Annotated in this window: 20 protein-coding genes; 15 read left to right on the top strand and 5 right to left on the bottom strand. The window is 49.9% G+C overall.

Going from position 1 to position 21,062, the window contains the following annotated elements:
• The first annotated feature begins 341 nt into the window (after positions 1-341).
• From FD28_RS12645 to rpmF, 10 genes are all read left to right on the top strand, one after another.
• Positions 342-884, top strand: coding sequence for a YqeG family HAD IIIA-type phosphatase (locus FD28_RS12645; protein ID WP_057735408.1), 543 nt, complete (start codon positions 342-344; stop codon positions 882-884).
• The gene (gene yqeH / locus FD28_RS12640; protein WP_057735407.1) at positions 865-2,007 is read left to right on the top strand and encodes a ribosome biogenesis GTPase YqeH; all 1,143 of its coding nucleotides are present in this window, start codon (positions 865-867) and stop codon (positions 2,005-2,007) included. The genes FD28_RS12645 and yqeH overlap by 20 nt, the downstream gene beginning before the upstream one ends.
• A gap of 4 nt (positions 2,008-2,011) precedes the next feature.
• Positions 2,012-2,335: a ribosome assembly RNA-binding protein YhbY gene (yhbY, locus tag FD28_RS12635; protein ID WP_057735406.1), complete on the top strand. Its 324-nt coding sequence runs from the start codon at positions 2,012-2,014 to the stop codon at positions 2,333-2,335.
• A gap of 14 nt (positions 2,336-2,349) precedes the next feature.
• Positions 2,350-2,982, top strand: coding sequence for a nicotinate-nucleotide adenylyltransferase (locus tag FD28_RS12630; protein ID WP_057735405.1), 633 nt, complete (start codon positions 2,350-2,352; stop codon positions 2,980-2,982).
• The gene (gene yqeK, locus FD28_RS12625) at positions 2,975-3,577 is read left to right on the top strand and encodes a bis(5'-nucleosyl)-tetraphosphatase (symmetrical) YqeK (RefSeq protein WP_057735404.1); all 603 of its coding nucleotides are present in this window, start codon (positions 2,975-2,977) and stop codon (positions 3,575-3,577) included. The genes FD28_RS12630 and yqeK overlap by 8 nt, the downstream gene beginning before the upstream one ends.
• A 60-nt stretch (positions 3,578-3,637) precedes the next feature.
• Positions 3,638-4,000, top strand: coding sequence for a ribosome silencing factor (rsfS, locus tag FD28_RS12620; RefSeq protein ID WP_057735403.1), 363 nt, complete (start codon positions 3,638-3,640; stop codon positions 3,998-4,000).
• The gene (locus FD28_RS12615) at positions 3,997-4,740 is read left to right on the top strand and encodes a class I SAM-dependent DNA methyltransferase (RefSeq protein WP_057735402.1); all 744 of its coding nucleotides are present in this window, start codon (positions 3,997-3,999) and stop codon (positions 4,738-4,740) included. Before rsfS ends, FD28_RS12615 begins: the two co-directional genes overlap by 4 nt.
• Positions 4,741-4,742: 2 nt before the next feature.
• Entirely contained in the window at positions 4,743-5,891 is a 1,149-nt protein-coding gene (locus tag FD28_RS12610; RefSeq protein ID WP_057735401.1) for a nucleotidyltransferase, read from the top strand.
• A 73-nt stretch (positions 5,892-5,964) separates the two neighbouring features.
• Positions 5,965-6,519: a YceD family protein gene (locus FD28_RS12605; RefSeq protein WP_057735400.1), complete on the top strand. Its 555-nt coding sequence runs from the start codon at positions 5,965-5,967 to the stop codon at positions 6,517-6,519.
• A 67-nt stretch (positions 6,520-6,586) separates the two neighbouring features.
• The gene (gene rpmF, locus FD28_RS12600; protein WP_057735399.1) at positions 6,587-6,775 is read left to right on the top strand and encodes a 50S ribosomal protein L32; all 189 of its coding nucleotides are present in this window, start codon (positions 6,587-6,589) and stop codon (positions 6,773-6,775) included.
• Between the two features lie 165 nt (positions 6,776-6,940).
• Here rpmF and FD28_RS12595 read toward each other — a convergent pair whose 3' ends face one another.
• The 3 genes from FD28_RS12595 to FD28_RS12585 form a co-directional block, all read right to left on the bottom strand.
• Entirely contained in the window at positions 6,941-8,401 is a 1,461-nt protein-coding gene (locus FD28_RS12595) for a WxL domain-containing protein (protein ID WP_057735398.1), read from the bottom strand.
• A 16-nt stretch (positions 8,402-8,417) separates the two neighbouring features.
• A complete protein-coding gene (locus FD28_RS12590) occupies positions 8,418-9,482 on the bottom strand; it encodes a WxLIP family cell surface protein (protein ID WP_157059905.1) in 1,065 nt (354 codons plus the stop codon).
• Between the two features lie 124 nt (positions 9,483-9,606).
• A complete protein-coding gene (locus FD28_RS12585; RefSeq protein ID WP_057735396.1) occupies positions 9,607-10,329 on the bottom strand; it encodes a WxL domain-containing protein in 723 nt (240 codons plus the stop codon).
• 505 nt (positions 10,330-10,834) lie between these two features.
• On the opposite strand from FD28_RS12585, the gene FD28_RS12580 reads away from it, so the two are divergent.
• The 3 genes from FD28_RS12580 (at position 10,835) to FD28_RS12570 (ending at position 13,280) form a co-directional block, all read left to right on the top strand.
• Positions 10,835-11,656: a Cof-type HAD-IIB family hydrolase gene (locus tag FD28_RS12580; RefSeq protein ID WP_057735395.1), complete on the top strand. Its 822-nt coding sequence runs from the start codon at positions 10,835-10,837 to the stop codon at positions 11,654-11,656.
• Positions 11,657-11,658: 2 nt separating this feature from the next.
• Positions 11,659-12,297 carry an HAD family hydrolase gene (locus FD28_RS12575; RefSeq protein WP_057735394.1) on the top strand — a complete coding sequence of 213 codons (639 nt, stop codon included), beginning with the start codon at positions 11,659-11,661 and terminating at the stop codon, positions 12,295-12,297.
• A 332-nt stretch (positions 12,298-12,629) separates the two neighbouring features.
• Entirely contained in the window at positions 12,630-13,280 is a 651-nt protein-coding gene (locus FD28_RS12570) for a matrixin family metalloprotease (RefSeq protein ID WP_057735393.1), read from the top strand.
• A 117-nt stretch (positions 13,281-13,397) separates the two neighbouring features.
• Here the strand turns inward: FD28_RS12570 and FD28_RS12565 are convergent, their stop codons facing one another.
• The gene (locus tag FD28_RS12565) at positions 13,398-14,753 is read right to left on the bottom strand and encodes an FAD-dependent oxidoreductase (RefSeq protein WP_057735392.1); all 1,356 of its coding nucleotides are present in this window, start codon (positions 14,751-14,753) and stop codon (positions 13,398-13,400) included.
• Positions 14,754-15,168: 415 nt separating this feature from the next.
• Here FD28_RS12565 and FD28_RS12560 point away from each other — a divergent pair, with 415 nt between their 5' ends.
• The gene (locus tag FD28_RS12560; protein WP_057735391.1) at positions 15,169-16,299 is read left to right on the top strand and encodes a GGDEF domain-containing protein; all 1,131 of its coding nucleotides are present in this window, start codon (positions 15,169-15,171) and stop codon (positions 16,297-16,299) included.
• Positions 16,300-16,913: 614 nt separating this feature from the next.
• A complete protein-coding gene (locus FD28_RS12555) occupies positions 16,914-19,373 on the top strand; it encodes a phosphoketolase family protein (protein ID WP_057735390.1) in 2,460 nt (819 codons plus the stop codon).
• Positions 19,374-19,674: 301 nt separating this feature from the next.
• Here the strand turns inward: FD28_RS12555 and adhP are convergent, their stop codons facing one another.
• Entirely contained in the window at positions 19,675-20,691 is a 1,017-nt protein-coding gene (gene adhP / locus FD28_RS12550) for an alcohol dehydrogenase AdhP (protein WP_057735389.1), read from the bottom strand.
• Positions 20,692-21,062: the final 371 nt, after the last annotated feature.

The raw sequence follows: 21,062 nt of genomic DNA, 5'->3' as shown, positions 1-21,062 counted from the left end.
CTTAGCTTGCTAAGCGCACTCTGCCTTGCCGAACACGTTTCAAAGGCCGCTGGTTACCGAGCAGATGATCTGGAAAGCCGCCGAAATTAGAACGGCATTTTCAGGCATCGTGTCCATGCAGACCGCGACCATTATTATTGTAATAATTAGAGATAACGTATGAAATTCAAGGCCGCTAAAGTAAACCGCTCACAACCGTACCAGCACAGTCATCGCGTTTTTAAGCCGACAATCGTTTCAGATTCTCAGTCGTTACGAGTGGTAAAATCCGCTAAAATTGCGTATAATGAAATGCTAGACAGCCGGTAACGGCAAACGGACGAAGGGGGGCAGTCACCCGCATGGTTTCCGCATTCAAACCAACGTGGATGGTTACAAATATATATGATTTGACACCGGATCAGTTGCGAGCACACGGCATCAAGGCCGTGATGACCGATCTGGACAACACCTTAATTGCTTGGAATAATCCCGATGGCACACCTGAATTACGGCATTGGCTAACGATGTTAGAAATGGCCGGTATTCAGGTCATTGTGGTGTCCAACAATAGCCGCGCGCGGGTCGACCGAGCCGTCGCACCTTTTAATCTGCCTTACGTTCATCGTGCCCTTAAGCCATTGACTTGGGGAATTCGACGGGCGTTACGGCGGTGGCATTTACGACGAGAAGAGGCCATCATGGTAGGTGACCAACTCTTGACGGACGTGCTCTCCGCACATCGTAGCGGTGTACGGAGTGTCCTGGTCAAGCCGATCTTGAAGTCGGATGCCTGGATCACAAAGGGAAATCGCTTATTAGAAAAGGTCGTTATGTGGCGTTTGCGGCATGCGTACCCAGAATTAACTTGGCAGGAGGATCTTAATGAACGAAAAACACACTGAACCCGTTTTAGTTGACGGTGAAGCTTTGCACTGTATTGGGTGTGGAGCGGAGATTCAAACAACAGACAAGACGGCGCCGGGCTACACGCCCCAGTCGGCCTTAGATAAGGGTATGGAAAAAGAGGAAGTCTATTGTCAACGGTGCTTCCGACTACGGCACTACAATGAAATTGTGCCGGTTGGCTTGACCGATGATGACTTCCTGAATTTGTTGACCCAAATTCAAGATGCCAACGCACTGATTGTCTACGTTGTGGATATCTTTGATTTCAACGGTAGTGTGATTCCTGGGCTTCACCGGTTTGTGGGTGAAAACCCAATCTTATTGGTGGGGAACAAGGAAGACCTTCTGCCTAGCTCCCTAAAGCGGAGTAAGCTTAAGGACTGGATTCGTCAACGTGCCAATGAACAAGGCTTGCGGCCCATTGATGTGACCCTGTTAAGTGCCAAGACCAATCAGTCGGTCGACCAGTTATTGACGATGATTGACAAGTACCGTGGCGATCGTGATGTGTACGTGGTAGGGGTAACCAACGTTGGGAAGTCCACGTTGATTAACCAAATCATTCGCCAAAATACTGGGGTTAAGGACTTAATCACCACGTCACGGTTCCCTGGGACGACGTTGGATAAGATTGAATTGCCTTTGGACGACGACCACGTGCTGGTTGACACCCCTGGGATCATTCAAAACCAACAAATGGCGCACTTCTTGGACGGTAAAGACCTCAAGATTGTGGCGCCGCAAAAGCAGATCAAGCCTAAGACCTACCAACTGAACGATCAGCAAACGTTGTTCTTCGGTGGGGTTGCGCGCTTCGATTACACCAAGGGGCCTAAGACGGGCTTCATTGCTTACTTTGAAAATAATCTTTACATTCATCGGACCAAGCTGGAAAATGCGGATGACTTCTACGACCGTCAATTGGGACAGTTGTTGACGCCACCACAACCGGAAAACAAGGATGATTTTCCACCATTGGTTGCGCATGAATTTAAAACAACCGTTAAGAGCGACCTGGTCTTTGAAGGCTTAGGTTGGATTACAGTACCGGCTGGCGTCAATGTCACCGGTTGGGCACCTGCAGGCGTCGGCGTATTGGTCCGACGCGCAATGATTTAGATAGATGGAGGAAAACAACGTGTTACGAGGGAAACAAAAGAGATATTTACGTGCTCACGCACACGCCATGCACCCCTTATTTTCAGTGGGGAAGAACGGTTTAACGCAGGCCTGGTTGGATCAATTAACCGGGGCCTTAGAGAAACGAGAATTAATCAAGATTAACCTGCAACAGAGTGCGGAAGCCTCCGTTGAGGATACCAAGAAGTTTATCGAGCAAGGAACGGACATTCAAGTTGTTCAAACCATTGGTCGGGTCTTGGTTCTGTACCGGCCCGCAACGGATGAAGAAAACCAAAGAATTTCATCAGTCGTTGAAAATATGTAGGAGGTCTGGCAGTCGTGGTAAAGATTTCAGAGCAAACGAGTACGCAGGTGGCGACTCAGATGCAAGCGACCGCTAAGAAACGCCGGATTGGCATTCTTGGTGGCACTTTTAATCCGCCACACCTGGGTCATTTGGTCATTGCCGATCAGGTTGCCACGCAGTTGGGACTTGATCAGGTGCTATTTATGCCCGATGCCGAACCGCCACATGTCGATCGTAAGCTGGCTATTCCAGCGGTTGATCGCGTTGCGATGGTGCAAGCAGCCATTAAGGACAATCCACGATTTAAGTTGGAGCTGACAGAGGTGCAGCGTGGGGGAAAGAGTTATTCCTACGACACGATGTTGCAATTAACGCGTGAGCATCCCGAAAATCAGTATTACTTTATCATTGGTGGGGACATGGTGGCGTATTTGCCAAAATGGTACCGCATCGATGACCTGTTAAAATTGGTTCAGTTTGTGGGGGTTTGTCGCCAGGGGTTTACCCGTGAATCGCCGTATCCTGTGTTGTGGGTGGACGTTCCCAGTATTGGGATCAGCTCGACCATGATTCGTGATCAGGTTCGTCGGGGGCAATCGGTTCGCTACTTGGTACCGACCATGGTGGACCTCTATATAAAGGAGCATCTGTTATACCGTGACTGAGTTAACGTATCAAGCCAATATCTTTCCCGGCACTCGCCAGGAATTGCTCGATCGCATTTCACAGCAATTACGACCGAAACGGTTCCACCACGTGCTGCGGGTGGAACAAACGGCGCTAGAATTGGCCGCTAAGAATGACGTGGATCTGGAACGTGCCAGTATCGCGGGCCTCGTTCATGATTACGCCAAACAGCGGCCCGATGAGGACTTCATTGCAGCCATCAAGGCTTATCAGCTGAATCCAGAACTGTTGCACTATGGCAATGCGATTTGGCACGGCGTCGTCGGCGCGGAATTGATCAAACGCGAACTTCACATTTACGATGAAGACATCCTGAATGCCGTGCGCCATCATACCACCGGTGACGTCTACATGACGCCTTTGGAACAAGTGATCTACATGGCAGACTATATCGAACCCGCTCGGGATTTTCCGGGGGTGGCTGAAGCCCGTCAGGTGACCGCTAAAGATCTGGGCGCCGGGGTAGCCTTTCAGGCACAGCACACGTTGCAGTACCTGATTGAAAATGGGTTACCCGTTTATCCCAAGTCATTGGCGACTTACAATGCCTGGGTACCGCGCTACCAGAACTAGTTCGGTGGTGTCGATATCCGTTAACTATTAAAAGAATCAACATTTGAGAGGGGTACTTGCATGGATAGCAAACAAATCTTAGAAATTGCAGTTAAAGCTGCAGAAAGCAAGCGGGCAGAAGACATGACTGCTTTAGATATGCGGAAGGTTAGCCTGATGGCGGATTACTTCTTAATCGTGGATGCCAACTCAAGTCGGCAGATCCAAGCGATCGTTGACGAAGTTGAAGACCAAGTCAGCGCCCAAGGTGTTGCGATTAAGGACGTCGAAGGCAAGAACAGTGCTAACTGGATCTTGATTGATCTGGGCGATGTGATCGTGCACGTCTTCCAAAAGGAACAACGGGGCCACTACAACTTGGAAAAGCTGTGGTCTGACGCACCCGAAGTTGACCTTTCACAGTGGGTAGAGGCTGAGGCATGATCTATCAGTCCTTTGCTGAGCTTTACGACGAATTGTTCGATCCAGCCATGTACGACCAGTGGCTGGATTTTGTCGCCCAACGTGTCACACCTGCTGACGGTGAATTGCTGGATCTAGCATGCGGTAGTGGTCGTCTAGGCGTCTTATTGGCCCAACGTGGCTATCAGGTCAGTGGCTTGGATCTCTCTGAGGAGATGCTGGCTTTGGCCGCTAAGCACGCCGAGGAAGCCAAGGTGACCATGCCCTTAATGGCAGGTGATATGTTGGATCTCACCATGATCGGTGATTACCAGACGATTACCTGTTTTGCGGATTCCTTCTGTTATCTGTCAGACTTGGCAGCCGTTACAGCCGCATTCCGTCAGGTACACGATCACCTGACCGTTGGCGGGAAATTCCTCTTTGATGTGATTACACCGCACCAAACGGATGACGTTTATCCGGGGTACATGTATAATTACGTCGATGACACGCGGGCCTTTATTTGGACCAGCTATGGCATCGAGGATGAGGACCATGCGGCCGAACATGATCTGACCTTCTTCACGCAAAATGAGGAGACCGGAGATTACCACAAGGTGACGGAACTGCATCACGAACGGACCTATGAGTTGGCTGACTACCAAGCCGCGCTGAAAGAAGCCGGCCTGACCTTACAACGTGTCAGCGCGGACTTTGGTGAAGCAGAAGTGGCCGCTGATACGACACGGTGGTTCTTTGAGGTTACGCGGGAGGCATAGGGATGACACTACAGGCGGTTGGCATCATTGCGGAATATAATCCTTTTCATAATGGGCACACCTACCAGGTGGCACAGGCTAAGGCCCGTACAGGAGCCGATGTCGTCATTGCAGCAATGAGTGGCAACTGGGTTCAACGCGGCGAGCCCGCACTGATGGACAAGTGGCAGCGCACGCAGGCGGCAATTGCAGGTGGCGTTGACCTTGTGGTTGAGTTGCCCACAGCGATTGCGGTACAACCGGCACATTTGTTTGCGTCGGGCGGGGTCGCCCTGCTAGCGGCGTTACAGTGTCGCTGGTTGGCTTTTGGCAGTGAACATCCCGAGATGGATTACGAACGGCTCATGGCCAATCTGCCGACTGATCCGGCCACGTTCAAGCGGTTCGATCAGACCTATGCGTCATTGTTTCAGGGCTATCTTCGTGAGCAGACAGGGATTACCCTGAGTGCTGCGAATGATATTCTGGGGTTCTTCTATGCACTGGCCAATCGTCGGCAGGGAAACCCGCTGGAACTGTTGGCGTTGGCGCGCAAAGGGAGTCAGCACAATGATCCTGCGATTGCGGCAGCCAGTCAGTTTGCCAGCGCAACGGCCATCCGTTCCGCGGCGTTGGCGGGGGATTGGGCTGCGGTAACCGCGGTTGTCCCAGCAACGACCCAGAGCTTGTTGAGGGCCGCGCAGTTGACCAGTTGGACTGACTTCTGGCCGTATCTGCGGTATCAGCTGGTTAGTGGCGATGTTGCCGACTTACGTCAGATGTATCAGATCACTGAGGGCGTTGAGTACCGGTTGAAACGGGCCGCGCTCGACAGTGCGACCTTTGCGGACTTCATGCACGCGGTGAAGACCAAACGGTACACTTACACGCGGTTACAGCGGCAGTCGGCATACTTGCTGGGCCAGATGAAGCCCGCAGAGATGCAGGCGGAGCCCGAATATCTGCGCGTACTGGGGTATTCAGCAACCGGTCAACGGTACTTGCATCAGATCAAGAAGCAGGTGACGCTCCCCTTAATCAGTCGGGCCGATCGTGATTGGCAAAAAGGCCCCGGTGCGCTCGACGATCGGTTGGGGGCACTGCGGACTTTGATTACGGGAGTTCCCCAGGATTATGGCCGAATTCCCGTAAAAATAACGCTTTCAGAGTGACTATCAAGGAAATTACCTTGACATCACATTTTTTGACAGGTATAATTTATCACGTTGCATTGGAGGGATTGCGATGAAATGGTCGTTGACCGAACTGCGAAAGAATCACCGAAATGATCCGTTGATGTTCGATGAAACCTTAGACTTAAAGGCTGATTTGATTGAACGCTATGGTAACGAGGTGTTGGACATTAGTCCCGTTCACGCGAAGGGGATTGCCTCCGTCGTGAGTGGCGGAGATGTTGTCATTGTCGCACAGGTAACGGCGGACTTAACGGTCCCGTCTAGCCGGTCATTAGCACCGGTTGATTTACCCGTTGATTTTAAGATGACGGAGTTTTATGTTTCTGATCCCACGGCAACCCAACGGTTTGAGAAGACCGACGTTGTGATGGTGGTCACCGATGACCAGATTGATTTAAACAAGGCCGTCGGCGATAACATTATTTTAGAGATTCCGATGCACATTCTTTCTGACGCCGAACAACAGGGCGAAGCGATGCCAACCGGTCAAGACTGGGAAGTCGTTTCCGAAGAGAACCTTGAAGCGGTTGAGAAAGAAAATCAATCAGTTGATCCACGTCTTGCAAAGTTAAAGGATTTCTTCCCTGATCAGGATGATCAATAATCCTCTTTGTAAGCCTTAAAAATTTTTTCACTAGTGGATATAATTTTATTTGAAGGAGGTGTTTTCTTTGGCTGTACCAGCACGGAAAACGTCTAAGACGAAAAAAGCTATGCGTCGTGGTCACATCAAGTTAACCACGCCTAATTTAACTGCTTGCCCTAACTGTGGTGAATTACGTAAGTCACACATGGTTTGCCCAAGTTGCGGTTTCTACGATGGCCGTCAGGTCGTTGCGGTTAAGAACGCAAACAACTAATTTAATTTAGTTCAAAAAACTCCCATGAAGTCCGCGGCTTCTGGGAGTTTTTTTGACGCTTTATTTACCAAAATGGAACCGACTCTTTCAGAACATCAACCACTTCTGAAAGAGTCGGTTTTTGCGTGATGGCGCCATCTCGTGGCGAATAGGGGATCACCACGCTTAACTCGGTGCCACCGACAGGGTCCAGGTGATGATGCTTTCGTAGTCACCACTGATTACTTGAGAGTCTTGGGTAAAGTCAAGCTGACTGTTGGTGACGTCAAAGGTCTGGCCGTCGTAGTCGCTGGAGGTGTAGATTTTAGTCGCCATATTGTTTGACGGCACATTTTCATCTAACCGCGCTGTGGGATCGTAAAGGTCGAGGTTAACGGCCCCTAAATGACCGCCACCTGTGTTAGCTAGCGTGAAGGGTGCCAAACTGGCGGTTAGTGTCCAGTTGCCACCAGTCGTCCGACTATCAAAGATCGTGAGTTCACCATTGTCGTTGCCATCGTGCGCACTACCCGTGGTGGTCGTATCCATGTTGTCTAGGGTAGCATCCCCTTGAATCAGGGTTGCGACATCGATTGTCCCAAAATTGAAGCTGGGGACTGCCGTTAGTGAGAGCAAGCCACTTTTGTTGACCGTCAGTAAGGCTGCGTTGGTGTTAACCGATTTGGTACTCCCGTTGATCGTGTAGTTGAGCGTCGCGTAGTAGGAGGTTCCGTTGTCGCCTAACACACTCGCTTTGTTAATCGTGTAGCTATTGCTTGTGGTGTCTAGCGACGTCACCGTGCCATCTTGGTCAACACGATACCAGTCCGCAACGGACATACCACTCGGCAGGTCCTTTAGGGTAAAGGTCGCATCTTTGCCTTCGTTAACCGAGACGTCCTGCAGGGCACCAATCATGATCTTAACGGAATCCTTGTGGCCATTGACGGCTCCGGTAATGGTGACGATGCCATGGTCGTTGGCAGTACCACTGGTGCTGCTGGAAGTATCGGCTGCGATCACGTTACCATATTCGTCAACCGAGGCCAATCCGGGGTTACTACTGGTCCAGGTGATGGGGTCAGTCGCGGTGGTGGGCGTCAGAGCGGCATGCACGGTGGTAGACTCGCCGTTGTACAAGCCAGGACTATCTGACGTGACGTGAATCCCTGTTGCGGGAATTCGGTTGGGTGAAACGTTGACGGTCGCGATTCGTGACCACTCACTGTAGAAGAAGCCGATTCCGGTAAAGTCGTATTCACATTGAAAATACAGGGGCGTGGTCTTGCTAACGCTAGGCGCAGTGAATTGGTAAGTTTGGCTGTTTGAGCCGACCTTGCTGTAAGTGGTGCCACCATCTGTGGACTCCCACCAAACGAATTTCCGACTGCCAAAGGGATTGCTTAAGGCTTCCAAGATGTTACGGGTTCCCTTCGCTGATAAGGTGACGGAACTCCCGGAAACATCGTTGGAATCGATGGGTTCTTGCGTGAATCCACCTGCCAGATTGATACCCATGATGGACACTGGGGGAGACGTTGGGTCTTGGGGCGCGCTGGCGGCACTGGCGGAAATCCCCCAACCTAACCAACTGAGCCCGATTAAGAGCCCTATCGCGAAGCGTCCGAGTTGTCGTTGCAATGTCATATCCAGCCCTCCCAACTTATGCGTCCTTGTCGGCATCGTCATCATCAGTCGCGCGCGCACGGCGTTTGCCTAACCAGTAAGCCCCAATGGCGAGCAGGAGCGCTAGCAGTAGTGCCAGAATCAGCCACCAGATCCACCAGTAAGTCGGTTGCCGGTCCGATTTAATCAGAGAATTGTGCTCTACTGACTGTCGGCGGGTCAATACGAACGAACCGCTAAAGTTCCAGACACGTTTTCCACTGGTAGCGTGGAGCTTGAGGGTATACTTGCCGGCATCGAGAGGGTTGTTGCCCAGATTGACGTTGTCGTTAAACCAACTGTTAGGGGCCATCGACCCGTTGCTCAGGGTTTGTGTGGCGATTTGTTTACCCGTACTGTTTTGCACGACGCGCGCGTCAATTTGTAGGTCGCCAAAAAGGGCGGGGGTCAGGTTGCGCAGGCGGGCAAAAGCGGTGGGCTGTGAATCGGCCCGGTGGACACCGACGCGCGCAAGCTGCAGGTTGATTCGTTGTTTCTGGTTGGGCTGACACTGAAGGGAGACGGCCGTTACTTCGGCGTACCGGTTGTTTAAATGAAAGTCGGAAGCGTCTCCATTTTCTGCCGTTGAGGCCGTGGCGTGGGGGTCAGTTACGAAGAGACCACCTAGCACTTGCCCCGAAAAGCCGGCCGCCGGAATTTGCGTGTGGAACGTTACGGTCTTTCCTTGATGGGGCGCCAAAGTCACGGTGACCGCGCCCGAGGTCATCTTAGTAAATGTGGTTTGGGCCGAGGGATCAGTCCGCTTTGAGGGGATATAGACGGCGTTACCGCTGTCGGCAGTAGTGGCATTGACCGGCATCACTTGAAGGGTTCGCTGAGAACTGCTGGCATTAGTCACGGCTAGCTTTAACACCTGCGTTGCGCCCGGCGTTACCTGCAGATCAAAGTAACCGACCTTGCTCGACAGCTGATTTTTAGGGAGCAACGGGGTCGCCGCAAAGTTAGCCGGGACCTTGGCGGCCGTGGCTGGAGATGCACCACCCAATGCGCCCACTAGGAGGACGAGGATGCCTAGCCAACTATAAAGCCATTTCACTTTCATTCTCAGCACGACCTTTCTCATGATTCTTGTGACGTCATGACACCGGCACATATGAGGCGCTCCCCGATGATTTTATCGAGTGGCGCCTCATACGTGTGTGATTGACAGGTCCAATACGACGTTGTTACGTTGCGGGCGTCGTTGCTGGGGCATTTTGCAGCGCCCAGTACAGGGTCGCGTCGTAGGTCCCTGCTACGACGTTTGACTGTTTAGTGACCAGTAAATTACTGCTAGTGGCCGTTGTTGCGGTGTTGGTACCTTCACCGGTGTTCGCAGCGGCATCCCAAAGTAACTGGGGGCTTGCAATCCAGCCGTTAGTGACGGTCGACTGCGCCAACTTTAGACTCTTAGGGGCTGCGGTAGCGCTGTTGTCTAAGGATCCCGGTGTTTGATCGAGATTCAGAGTGGCTTGCGTAATCGCGGCTTTTCCAGAGACAAATGGGCTCATGCCTACGGTCAGGGACCAGCCGGCGTTGTCTCCCCGATAATCGGTAACGTTTAAGGTGCCGGTATTGTTGCCATCGTAAGCGGTGCCGGCAGTTGGGGCACCACTGGCAACTGGAAGCTTTGTGTCAGCGGTCGCAATGTCCTTAACGCTGACATTGCCCAACATGATGTTTGGTACTTGATTCAGGCTTAAAGTGCCGGCTGTAACGGTAAATTCGGCATTGGATGTGGCCTCGGCGTTGCCAGAGCTGTCCGCAACGTAGCCGCCAGAAACATTGGTTAGGTTATTGGTCGCGGTTCCGGGCCCGGATGCGCCGGCGGCTAAAGGCGAGAGTAATAGGGCTGCCGCCGCAACCATAACTGCGCTCCCAACGCGGGGCCACAATTTTAAAGCACGCATGTTTTTCTCCTCCAATCTATGACAAACTAAATCTTAACAACATCAAACGATTGCCTGGTATGGACGTACATCGCAAAATGAGTCGATACCAAGTCGAGGTTGGCAGACTGTCTCATCTATCCAGTGGCAACTGTATCGTACCAGCTTCGCGCTAATGAAGCCTATGGGGAGACTATTATTCGATCGACCGCCAACCTAACTGCTAAACGTGAGATTCTTTTAGTGGCAAAATGGCTGACGAGTGATCCAATAGTGGTGGTGGCGACAACAATTGGCGGGCAATTCGTTTAGTCATAAATGCACCGCTTCCTGTAAAGTGTTGAGGGGCTGATGATTCACGGTATTTAGGCAAGATCAGTGAAAGCGTTCGTTCTCGATTTTGACCACGCTTGGTTTGAGCGGCCGTGCCGAACCAATTTGGCACCAAAAAAGTAAGCTGGCCTTTGCGTCAGGTTGGGGAAAAAAGGTATAATGACGACATTAACGAAATTTGAGGAGTGAAATTTTGGCAATTAAATTAATCGCGACCGATTTAAACGGGACGTTACTACACAATGACCAGACTTTCAATCTGCCACTGTTCAAGCAGACACTACAGGCCCTGGGACAACGTGGGGTGCAGTTAGTGCTCTCCTCGGGGAATCAGTTCACCCATTTGGAAAAATTGTTTCACGAGGTGATGGCTGATAATTTGGCGATCGTTGCGGAGAACGGTGCCTCCATCTACTTACAGGGCCAACAGGTCTTTGATGGCAGTCTGAGTGATGAGCAGGTTCACCAGTTTGTGACGGTTGACCGTCAGCAGGACTTCCTCAAGTCGGCATATGTCATTCTAGTGGGTCAGAAGGGGTCTTACACCGAGACGGGTGCGCCGCAAGTGTTAATTGATGCCGCCGAAAAGTTTTATGATAATCTGCAGCAGGTACCAGACCTCAGTGCGGTGACTGATCGGATTAAGAAGATCAGTATCTCCACGGCACCGGGCCAAGGGGCTAAGCTCGTGGCGGACCTGAACACATACTTTGGTGGACGACTCCGCGCACATGACAGCGGTTATGGTGTTGTCGATGTGGTCGCTGCGAACGTGGGCAAGTTGCCGGCCGTGCAATGGCTAGCTGATCGTTGGCAGATAACGGCCGATGAAGTCATGGCCTTTGGCGATGGTGCAAATGACGTGCCTTTGCTGAAATTTGCACACCACAGCTGGGCCATGCGGAATGCGCCCGCCAGTGTTCAGGCGGCGGCGAGTCGTGTGACCAGTGTTGATAACGAGCATGATGGCGTTTTAACAACCATTCGCGCGGCCTTGATGGTCACAGGAGACTAAGTATGGATAACTTTTTCTTTGATTTTGATAATACACTGGCTGATTCCAGTAACGTGGCTGTGGTGGCCACCCAACAGGCTTACGTCGCTAAGGGGTTAGTTGCGCCGACGCGTGAAGCCATCGTGGGTTACATGGGCGTGCCAATCGAGGTGTCCTTCGCTCAGATGGCGACGGTTCCCCTGAGCACGCCCGAGTTGGAAGCCCTGTTCACAGAATTTCGTCAGCAGTATCAGCGTGCTGAACGGACGGGGATTACGGTGTTTGAGGGAATACCAGCAACGATCACGACATTGAACGCCCGCGGGAAGCGCCTTTACGTGGTATCCAGTAAGCATTCGACGCCGCTCCAACGTAATCTAGATCAAGTGGGGTTGGGGCAGTCCTTTGCGGCGATTTGTGGTTCGGATAGGGTGGCGCATTATAAGCCAGCTCCGGATGGTATTTTGGACCTGATGGCGCGGTTTGATCTGGATCCCCAGCACAGTGTGATGATTGGGGATGCCAAGTATGACATACGCATGGGCCACAATGCCGGTGTCGCCACGGCGGGGGCAATGTGGGGTGCCGCAGACCCGGCGTCCGTGAAAGCTGAAAAACCGACGTATTTGCTAGATACGCCGGCAGCCTTACTTGAGCTGTAAATCAAGAGACGTTTGGGCAAATGTGCGCGGACGTCTTTTTTGGTCCTGCTTTTCATATTTCCACAGCGTTTCAGCGACCAGAGGTGTTCTTGTCGTGTGATCGAGTGAGAAAAAAACAGATTATTGTTGAATTCTCATAATCAAGTTTGGGAGTAGCCAATCCCTGTCGTAATAACACTCAAGATTAAAATATAATGATGATTATAATTAGGGATGTCAATTTTAACCGTGAAGCCGGTTATTCTTGCATGATTTGGGAGACGCCCCTATATTTTTGCGTATAAGACGGCTAAACTGGTAATAGTTTTACAAGAAGGAGGAGAATTGCAAGCATGTGGAAGCGGCGATTGCTGTTGATTTTAGTGGTGGCGGGAATTTTTGGCGCAATCAGAATGGGCGTTCCGCAGAGCTTAGGTTTCTACCAGGTGCACATCGACCGGGTGATGCATCGTTTAGGAACCAGTTTATCGGGTAATGAGAGCCAAGCAGGGACACCGGTAGAGAAGATTGCCGCGGAGTATCCTCTAAAAGCGACCTATTATTACCACTTTGCGACGAACGTGCCGCTTAATGTCCGACCCGTATTTGAGGAAGCGGTGACGATTTACAATCAGACTGGTCTGGTAAGGCTGGTTGCGGGGCGGCCGCAGCAGCGGCAAAATGGCATTACCTTTTTCACCTACACCAAGGGCAACTCGGCGGAGCAACCGAACTTCCTTGAATTAGGGGAAGGAGGGCCGGAGATTCAACGGTATGTGGGCTTGGGGACCTACACGATCAATCGGGCACGAGCAGGCTTGAACCTGGCTCACCCGCATGCTGGTATTCGGACGTCGGTAGCCCTTCATGAATTGGGGCACGCGGTGGGGTTAGACCATAGTAAGAGTCGTCAGTCGAGCATGTATCCGTTTGATCAGGGCCACTTACGTCTATCGACTGCGGATCTGAAGACCCTTAAAACGCTGTACGCACAAAAGGGTTAAATCAGGGGATTTTATCGAAAACAGCACATACGGCCAGATCCTGTGGCGGATCTAAGGCGTATGTGCTGTTTGTGGTGAATTTAAATCGTTATGAGTCGTTTACGACGCTCACTTTTATTAGGATCGTAAGTAACCATGTTCCTGTTCCACTGCCATCTGACCGGCCAAGTTCAAGTAGTTAAAGGGTTGGCTGAAATTAGGTGAGAACAGCATGTCCACGAGGGCCAGTTGATCGATAGTCGCGTGGTTTTGCATCAGCGTAGAGATGGTATTGGCGGCCTGAGAAACGTCATGCTCACTGATTAATTCCGCCCCCAGAATTTGCCGATTGTTGCGATCATAAATTAGCTCGATGGTGACTTGATAAGCTTCGGGCATAAAATCGGGACGGTAGGAACCTTCATAATGGACGTTCGCCGCGTTTAAGTGGGCGGCTTCGGCCGCACGCATGGTCATGCCAACACAGGCAATCGTGTGATTAAAGACCAACATCCCCGTTGAGGCTTGCGTGCCGATCGTCCGGACCCGCCGCTCAAAGGTGTTGATACCGGCCAATGCGCCCTGACGAATCGCGTGGGAAACGAGTGGCGAATAGGAGAGTGACTGCGTGGGGTTGTAGTGGACCACGGCATTGTCTCCGGCGGCCAGAATATCTGGATCGGAGGTTTGCATGTAGTCATCCGTGATGATGGCCCCTTTGGGCGTCATGCTAACCTGGCCGGCCAACAAATCCGTTTGGGGCAACATTCCGGCACTAACGGCCGCCATGTCGACTTCGAATGGCTCGCCCGTGGTGCTGATGAGCAGGTTGCCCGCCGGCGTATTATCAAATCGAGTGACTTGGGTGCCGGTTAACACACGCACCCCATTTTTTGTGAGTAGGGTCGTTATTCTTTGGGCGAGCTCGGGTTCCAGGTAGCCATTTAACAACTGTGCGGGTTTTTGGACCAAAGTGACCTCGTGACCAGTGCGGGCGTAACCCTCGGCTAATTCGACCCCAATGTAGCCACCACCGATGATGGCGACCCGGTGACGATCATCGGCTGCTTCACAGAGGTCGTGGGCCTGATCGTAGGTCTTGCACAGGAGGACCTTGGGGTTTTCAATGCCAGTGATGGCCGGAATTGCCGTAATGGAGCCGGTAGCTAAGATCAACTTATCATAGGTATCCGTTACCTTTTCCTTCGTGAGGAGGTCCTGGGCGACTAGCGTGTGCGTTTGGGCATTGATCGCAATCACATCGTATTGAATCTTCATCTGAACGCCCTGTTTGGTGAAGTCATCGGGCTCTGCGTAGAAAGTATCGGCTAAAGAACGAACGGTGCCTTCAATGTGGAGGTAAGTGGCACAGGATAAATATGAAATATTCTTCTGCCGTTCGTAGACGGTAATGTCTGCTTCCGGATAATTTTTTAAGACCTGTTTAACAGCAGCAATTCCAGCATGCGTACAACCGACAACAACAACTTTCATAAAAATGGCCTTCCCTTTTACTGTTTGATGAATTAATAGATGATTTGCCCTACAAGTTTTTAATCGAAACGGTATATATCATGTTAAATTATACTTACTTTTTGTAAAAAAGACAACGGGACAGCCTTGTCAGCGTGGCTAGTTTGGCTTGGACATGTGGACGAGATTCGGGCCGTCCAATCGTCAAGATTTGAGGTTAACTATCAGGGGAACAGATAGGCCCGGTTGACCAGTTGCTTTTTGGGGGTATTTCCTGGCATACTTAAGTTAGTCATCAATTTAATGGGTAATAGGAACTAAAAGATGTCGGGTCATTGGTTACACTGAAAGGAAGACGCCAGGGGATGGTGTCGGCCAGGTGTCACCAATCCTGAATTTAGCATCCCCCCAATTTCGAGTGAAGAAGGGTTTCACTATGACATGGTCACAATGGCAGGTACCGCCGTTTGTATCGAGTATCTTCTTTATTTTGGGTGTCTTTACCCTCTATTGGGTGACCCTTAACTGGATTGATACTTGGGTTCATCGGCATGCTTTTAACGTTACGGATGACGTGATTAACGAATGGTACGGTGTGATCTATATGCTGGCTTTTGTTTTTAGCATGCAGACGCCGATTTTAGGTAGCGCGAATGGGTGGGAGTTTATGAACTTTCAGTTGTTGGCCGTCATCTTCTGTTCGTACTTTTTGAATATTCACTTGGTCTACTATCTATTTCCACCGATTGTTTTGGCCTATATGTTCTTTAATGGCTCCTTTGGCTATTGGCAATCTTGGGGATACGCCGTGACGTTGGTTGCGTTTTTCATGACGATGAACTGGATTCGTCGGCGATTTCATGGCCAGCGATTTGCCTGGGCCATCTACATGGGCGTGGGGATTCCGTTTGGAGGGGTGCTCTGGGTTTGGATGAAGTTTAAATTCAACTTTAGTTGGACGACGATGCAGCAACAGTGGCTGTACTTAATTATTTTCGAGGCGTTACTCTACGCTTACGTCAACATGATTACCCACGATGGGGAGTTGAAGGTGCGCTTGGCGAGGTTGGCCAGCCATGACACGCTGACGGCTGCCGGGAACTTTTCGGCGTATACCGAGAGTGCGAGAACCCAGTTTGTCGCGAGCCTCAAAACGGGCCAGCCTTTAGCCATGGTGATGTTTGACATCGATCACTTTAAGCAGGTGAACGATACCTATGGTCATTCGGCGGGGGATGCCGTGCTTCAACAAGTCGCGGCAACGGTCAGTAAGGTCTTGGCAAAGACCGATCCTGAGATTAAGCTGTATCGAACCGGTGGCGAGGAATTTAACATTCTGTGTCCAGGGTACGACGTGGCGGCAGCTAGTGCTCTGGCAACAGACATATTTGAAGCCATTAATCAACTGACGGTTCACACGGCTGCTCAGGACATTCGGGTGACCCTATCGATCGGCGTTTCGGCCGTTGTGACGACGGATAAGTCGCCCATGGACTTTTACAATCGGGTTGATCGCAATCTTTACTATTCCAAGCAACATGGCCGTCACCAGATTACGGTGGCTTAAACGTAGCAAATAGGGGTGCTTGGCAAGAAACCGAGACATCCCTTAAAATCAGCTATTTCAGAAACGTCTTGACTTCTGAAATAGCTGATTTGTTTTCAATCGTCAGGGCGCCGCAACGGGGCCGTGATTAAAAACGTGAAGACTTCGTAAAAAGTGAAGCATAACAGTAGGGTAATTGACTTTCCTTTGGTAGACTAGTTGGTGGAAAGGGCAGGCGAAAGTTGTGACCAAACTTTGGTCGGTTGAGACGCGTCATTTTTTTTGCGTAAGGCGACGACGTGCTTTTTTTCGGCAAAATCTTTCCAGAAATGAATTTGTGGCCGTTGGCTGGGAAAATTTAGTATGACGTGGCGATTATGGGACACATTTGACGGAACATCGCGTAGTGGCGGGCATCCTGAGGACAATTTAATCACGATTTTGACTAAAAACCAGCTGATTTTCACGAAAAATGCCAACGTGTAAATGATAATTTTACGAATTGGACCGTATCAATTTATAAAAAGGTTGACTTTTCGATAAAATTTAGTATGATGAAGAAGTACAAAATTAACCTCTAATGATTTACGTTAATTGTTTAGAAGGATGTTATTCAACGAAGGAGTGTAAAATTCATGGCAGTAGATTACGATTCCAAGTCATACTTGGAAAAGGTTGACGCCTGGTGGCGTGCTACAACGTATCTTTCCGGTGGTATGATTTTCCTGAAGGACAACCCATTGTTCTCAGTTACCAACACACCAATCAAAAAAGAAGACGTTAAGGTTAAGCCTATCGGGCACTGGGGTACTATCTCAGGACAAACGTTCCTGTATGCCCACGCCAACCGTCTGATCAACAAGTACGGCTTGAACATGTTCTATATCGGTGGTCCCGGTCATGGTGGCCAAGTTATGGTAACCAACGCCTACTTAGACGGTACCTACACTGAAGATTACCCTGAAATTACTCAGGACCTCGAAGGTATGGCACGTCTGTACAAGCGGTTCTCATTCCCAGGTGGGATTGGTTCCCATATGACTGCTCAAACGCCTGGTTCACTCCATGAAGGTGGGGAACTTGGTTACTCTCTCTCCCATGCTACTGGTGCCGTTTTAGACAACCCAGACCAAATTGCATTTACTGTAGTTGGTGATGGTGAAGTTGAAACTGGTCCTGCTATGACTGCATGGAACTCCATCAAGTTCTTGAACCCTAAGAACGATGGTGCCGTATTACCTATCCTTGACGTAAACGGCTTTAAGATTTCCAACCCAACGATCTTCTCACGGATGAGCGACGACAAGATCGCTAAGTTCTTCGAAGGTTTGGGCTGGTCACCTCGCTTCCTTGAAAACGACGATATCCATGATTACATGACTTACCACGAAAAAGCGGCTAAGTTATTTGACCAAGCTATCGCTGACATCAAGCAAATTCAAAAAGATGCTCGTGAAAACGGCAAGTACGAAGACGGTGAAGTTGCCGCTTGGCCTGTTGTTATCGCACGTTTGCCAAAGGGTTGGGGCGGTCCTCAAAAGAACCCAGCCGGCGAACCAATTGAAAACTCATTCCGTGCTCACCAAGTTCCACTTGGCTTGAGTCAAAACAACTTCGACGAATTACCAGAATTCGAAGAATGGATGAACTCATACAAGCCTGCTGAATTATTCAATGCAGACGGTTCATTGAAGGCAGAAGTCGCTGACTTTGCACCTAAGGGTGACAAGCGGATGGCTGCTAACCCAGTTGCTAACGGTGGTCGTGCACGTGGCGAAAAGCCAGAAACGCTCGACTTACCTAACTGGAAAGACTACGCTAACGACATCAACGAAAGTAACCGTGGGACGAACTTGCCAGATGGCAACCGCAACATGGATATGAACGTTCTGTCAACCTTCTTTGCTGGCGTTGCCACTAAGAACCCATCATCATTCCGGATCTTCGGACCTGATGAAACGATGTCTAACCGTCTTTGGGAAATGTTCAAGATTACCAACCGTCAATGGATGAGTAAGGTCAAGGAACCAAATGACCAATACGAAGCTCCAGAAGGCCGTATCTTGGATGCCCAATTATCAGAACACCAAGCTGAAGGTTGGCTTGAAGGTTACACCTTAACTGGTCGTACCGGTGTGTTCACGTCTTACGAATCATTCTTGCGGGTTGTCGACTCAATGACGACGCAACACTTCAAGTGGATCCGTCAGGCCGCAGCAGAAGACTGGCGTAATGATTACCCATCATTGAACCTGGTTTCTACTTCTACTGTATTCCAACAAGACCATAACGGTTACACCCACCAAGACCCTGGTATGTTGACTCACTTATCTGAAAAGAAGTCTGACTTTATCCGTCAGTACCTTCCAGCAGATGCCAACTCACTCTTGGCCGTATTTGACCGCGCCTTCAAGGACCGTCAAAAGTTGAACCACATCGTTGCTTCTAAGCAACCACGTCAACAATGGTTCTCCGTTGCCGAAGCCGACGAACTGGCTAACACTGGTTTGAAGACGATCGACTGGGCTTCCACTGTTGCTGAAGGCGAAGATGCTGATATCGTCTTTGCTTCTGCCGGTGTTGAACCAACCATCGAAACGCTTGCTGCGCTTAGCTTGGTTAACAATGCTTTCCCAGCCGTTAAGATGCGTTACGTCAACGTTGTTGAATTGGAACGTCTTCAAAAGAAGAACGGCCCTCTGAACGACGAACGTGCCTTGAGCGATGCTGAATTCACGTCATTCTTCGGCGAATCTGGTACGCCAGTTCTGTTTGGCTTCCACGGTTACGAAGACTTGATCGAATCATTCTTCTACGAACGTCAACACTTAGGCTTACACGTTCATGGTTACCGTGAAGATGGTGATATCACGACTGCTTACGACATGCGTGTATACTCCGAATTAGACCGGTTCCACCAAGCTAAGGATGCTGTTAACACCTTGGTTGCTAACGGCGTTGTTGACAAGGCTGCTGCTGCAGACTTCGACAAGAAGATGGATGACATCTTAGCTAAGCACATGAAGATCACTCGTGACGAAGGTCATGATATCGAAGAATTCACTAAGTGGCAATGGGCCCCATTGAAGAAGTAATTTCTTCAATCTGAATTTTTCAAAAGAGGATCAATCCCAATCGGGGTTGATCCTCTTTTTTTAGACCTTAGTTTTGCGAAAGCCGGGCGTCATTGAATGAGTCAGATCGCCTCATGAGAAGGTGCATGGGGGAGAAGTGGTGTAATCTTCAGTTGCGCTGAGTGAGCCCAGAACGTGAGCCGACGACGTTCTCGGTGTTAAGGCAGGCAATCATTATGAGATAAATAGGTGTTGGACCACAACAAAACCCCACTCTTCACGACAGAGTGGGGTTTTTAGAAGCATTGAAGTTTAGTTGAAATTACTTAGTGAAGTCGACAACCATCCGGCCAACAATCTTGTTAGCTTTCATTTCGTCGATGATATCGTTAACTTCGTCAAGACGACGGGTTTGAACGATAGGGTGAACCTTACCTTCAGCACCGAATTGGAAGGTTTCAGCTAAGTCTTGACGGGTACCAACTAAGGAACCACGAACTGAGATACCATCCAGAACAGTCTTGGCAATGTTCAATTCCATATCACCTTGAGGTAAGGCAACGGCAACTAACTTGCCATCTGGCTTCAAAGCGTTAACGGATTGGGTGAAGGCGTCCTTGGTAACGGCCGTAACTTGAGCGTTATCAACACCGCCGACCTTTTCTTGGATTTGTTCAGCAACGTCACCGTCATGACGGTTGATTAAGATTTCAGCGCCGTCCTTCTTGGCAGCAGCTAACTTGTCAGGGTTACCATCAACGGCGATAACGTGGGCACCGAAGACATTGTGAGCGTATTGGATAGCCAAGTTACCTAAACCACCGGCACCAACAACTTCAACCCATTGACCTGGCTTCGTTTCACCGGTCTTAAGTGCTTTGTACATGGTAACACCGGCACAGGTGAGGGAAGTAGCTTCGACTGGGTCCAAGCCTTCTGGAACCTTAACGGCGTAGTTAGCATCAACGATACATTCTTCAGCCATGGCACCATCAACCGTGAAGCCAGAGTTCTTAACGTTGCGGCAAAGTGTTTCGCGGCCAGTCAGGCAGTATTCACAGTGGCCACAGCCCTTGAAGAACCAAGCGATAGAAACCCGGTCACCGATCTTTAAGTTGTCAACATCGTCGGCAACTTGGATAACACGACCAACACCTTCATGTCCGATGATCCGGCCAGGTTGCTTACCGAAGTCACCAGCAGCAACGTGTAAGTCGGTGTGACAGAGACCACAGTATTCCATCTTAACTAAGGCTTCACCATGGGTGATAGGACGTAAGGTAACATCTTTAATATCAACGTAACCGTCGACTGAATCGCGAATAACAGCAGCTTTCATTTCAAAAAACCCCTTTTCTTTTTTCTACAATGCCTAGTATACTAAAAAAATCGTTAATTTCAAGTGAAAATGTGAACAAAAACAAAAAAATCGAAACGGGATACGTTGTGCAAACCTAACAATGGTTGCTTTCTTGGATTATTAAGTAAATGTCTAAATGTGAAAGAAAAAATTTGAAGGGTTTTCATAAGCAAGAAAGAGAATTGTATGCAACCGGTTGCTATAGTGCTTAGCGCCCCAAATGAGAAATCTAACAGGTTAAAAATGAGATAAATGTGAAGCGACTGGTGGTTTTCGCATACAATTATGAGAAACTATGATAAAATTAAATGTTGAAATGAATAACGGACGTCCGCTACCGGTATGGATTT

This window comes from Levilactobacillus hammesii DSM 16381 (genome assembly GCF_001434395.1).
GTDB classification, from domain to species: Bacteria; Bacillota; Bacilli; order Lactobacillales; family Lactobacillaceae; genus Levilactobacillus; species Levilactobacillus hammesii.
This window is presented reverse-complemented; position numbering and strand designations above follow the sequence as displayed.

What these genes read in the sequence shown, in the direction of transcription:
- FD28_RS12645 (WP_057735408.1), top strand. Translation starts at nt 342, where the DNA reads ATGGTTTCCGCATTCAAACCAACGTGGATGGTTACAAATATATATGAT.
- yqeH (WP_057735407.1), top strand. Translation starts at nt 865, where the DNA reads ATGAACGAAAAACACACTGAACCCGTTTTAGTTGACGGTGAAGCTTTG.
- yhbY (WP_057735406.1), top strand. Translation starts at nt 2,012, where the DNA reads ATGGAGGAAAACAACGTGTTACGAGGGAAACAAAAGAGATATTTACGT.
- rsfS (WP_057735403.1), top strand. Translation starts at nt 3,638, where the DNA reads ATGGATAGCAAACAAATCTTAGAAATTGCAGTTAAAGCTGCAGAAAGC.
- FD28_RS12615 (WP_057735402.1), top strand. Translation starts at nt 3,997, where the DNA reads ATGATCTATCAGTCCTTTGCTGAGCTTTACGACGAATTGTTCGATCCA.
- FD28_RS12610 (WP_057735401.1), top strand. Translation starts at nt 4,743, where the DNA reads ATGACACTACAGGCGGTTGGCATCATTGCGGAATATAATCCTTTTCAT.
- FD28_RS12605 (WP_057735400.1), top strand. Translation starts at nt 5,965, where the DNA reads ATGAAATGGTCGTTGACCGAACTGCGAAAGAATCACCGAAATGATCCG.
- FD28_RS12595 (WP_057735398.1), bottom strand. Translation starts at nt 8,401, where the DNA reads ATGACATTGCAACGACAACTCGGACGCTTCGCGATAGGGCTCTTAATC.
- FD28_RS12590 (WP_157059905.1), bottom strand. Translation starts at nt 9,482, where the DNA reads ATGAAAGTGAAATGGCTTTATAGTTGGCTAGGCATCCTCGTCCTCCTA.
- FD28_RS12585 (WP_057735396.1), bottom strand. Translation starts at nt 10,329, where the DNA reads ATGCGTGCTTTAAAATTGTGGCCCCGCGTTGGGAGCGCAGTTATGGTT.
- FD28_RS12575 (WP_057735394.1), top strand. Translation starts at nt 11,659, where the DNA reads ATGGATAACTTTTTCTTTGATTTTGATAATACACTGGCTGATTCCAGT.
- FD28_RS12570 (WP_057735393.1), top strand. Translation starts at nt 12,630, where the DNA reads ATGTGGAAGCGGCGATTGCTGTTGATTTTAGTGGTGGCGGGAATTTTT.
- FD28_RS12565 (WP_057735392.1), bottom strand. Translation starts at nt 14,753, where the DNA reads ATGAAAGTTGTTGTTGTCGGTTGTACGCATGCTGGAATTGCTGCTGTT.
- FD28_RS12560 (WP_057735391.1), top strand. Translation starts at nt 15,169, where the DNA reads ATGACATGGTCACAATGGCAGGTACCGCCGTTTGTATCGAGTATCTTC.
- FD28_RS12555 (WP_057735390.1), top strand. Translation starts at nt 16,914, where the DNA reads ATGGCAGTAGATTACGATTCCAAGTCATACTTGGAAAAGGTTGACGCC.
- adhP (WP_057735389.1), bottom strand. Translation starts at nt 20,691, where the DNA reads ATGAAAGCTGCTGTTATTCGCGATTCAGTCGACGGTTACGTTGATATT.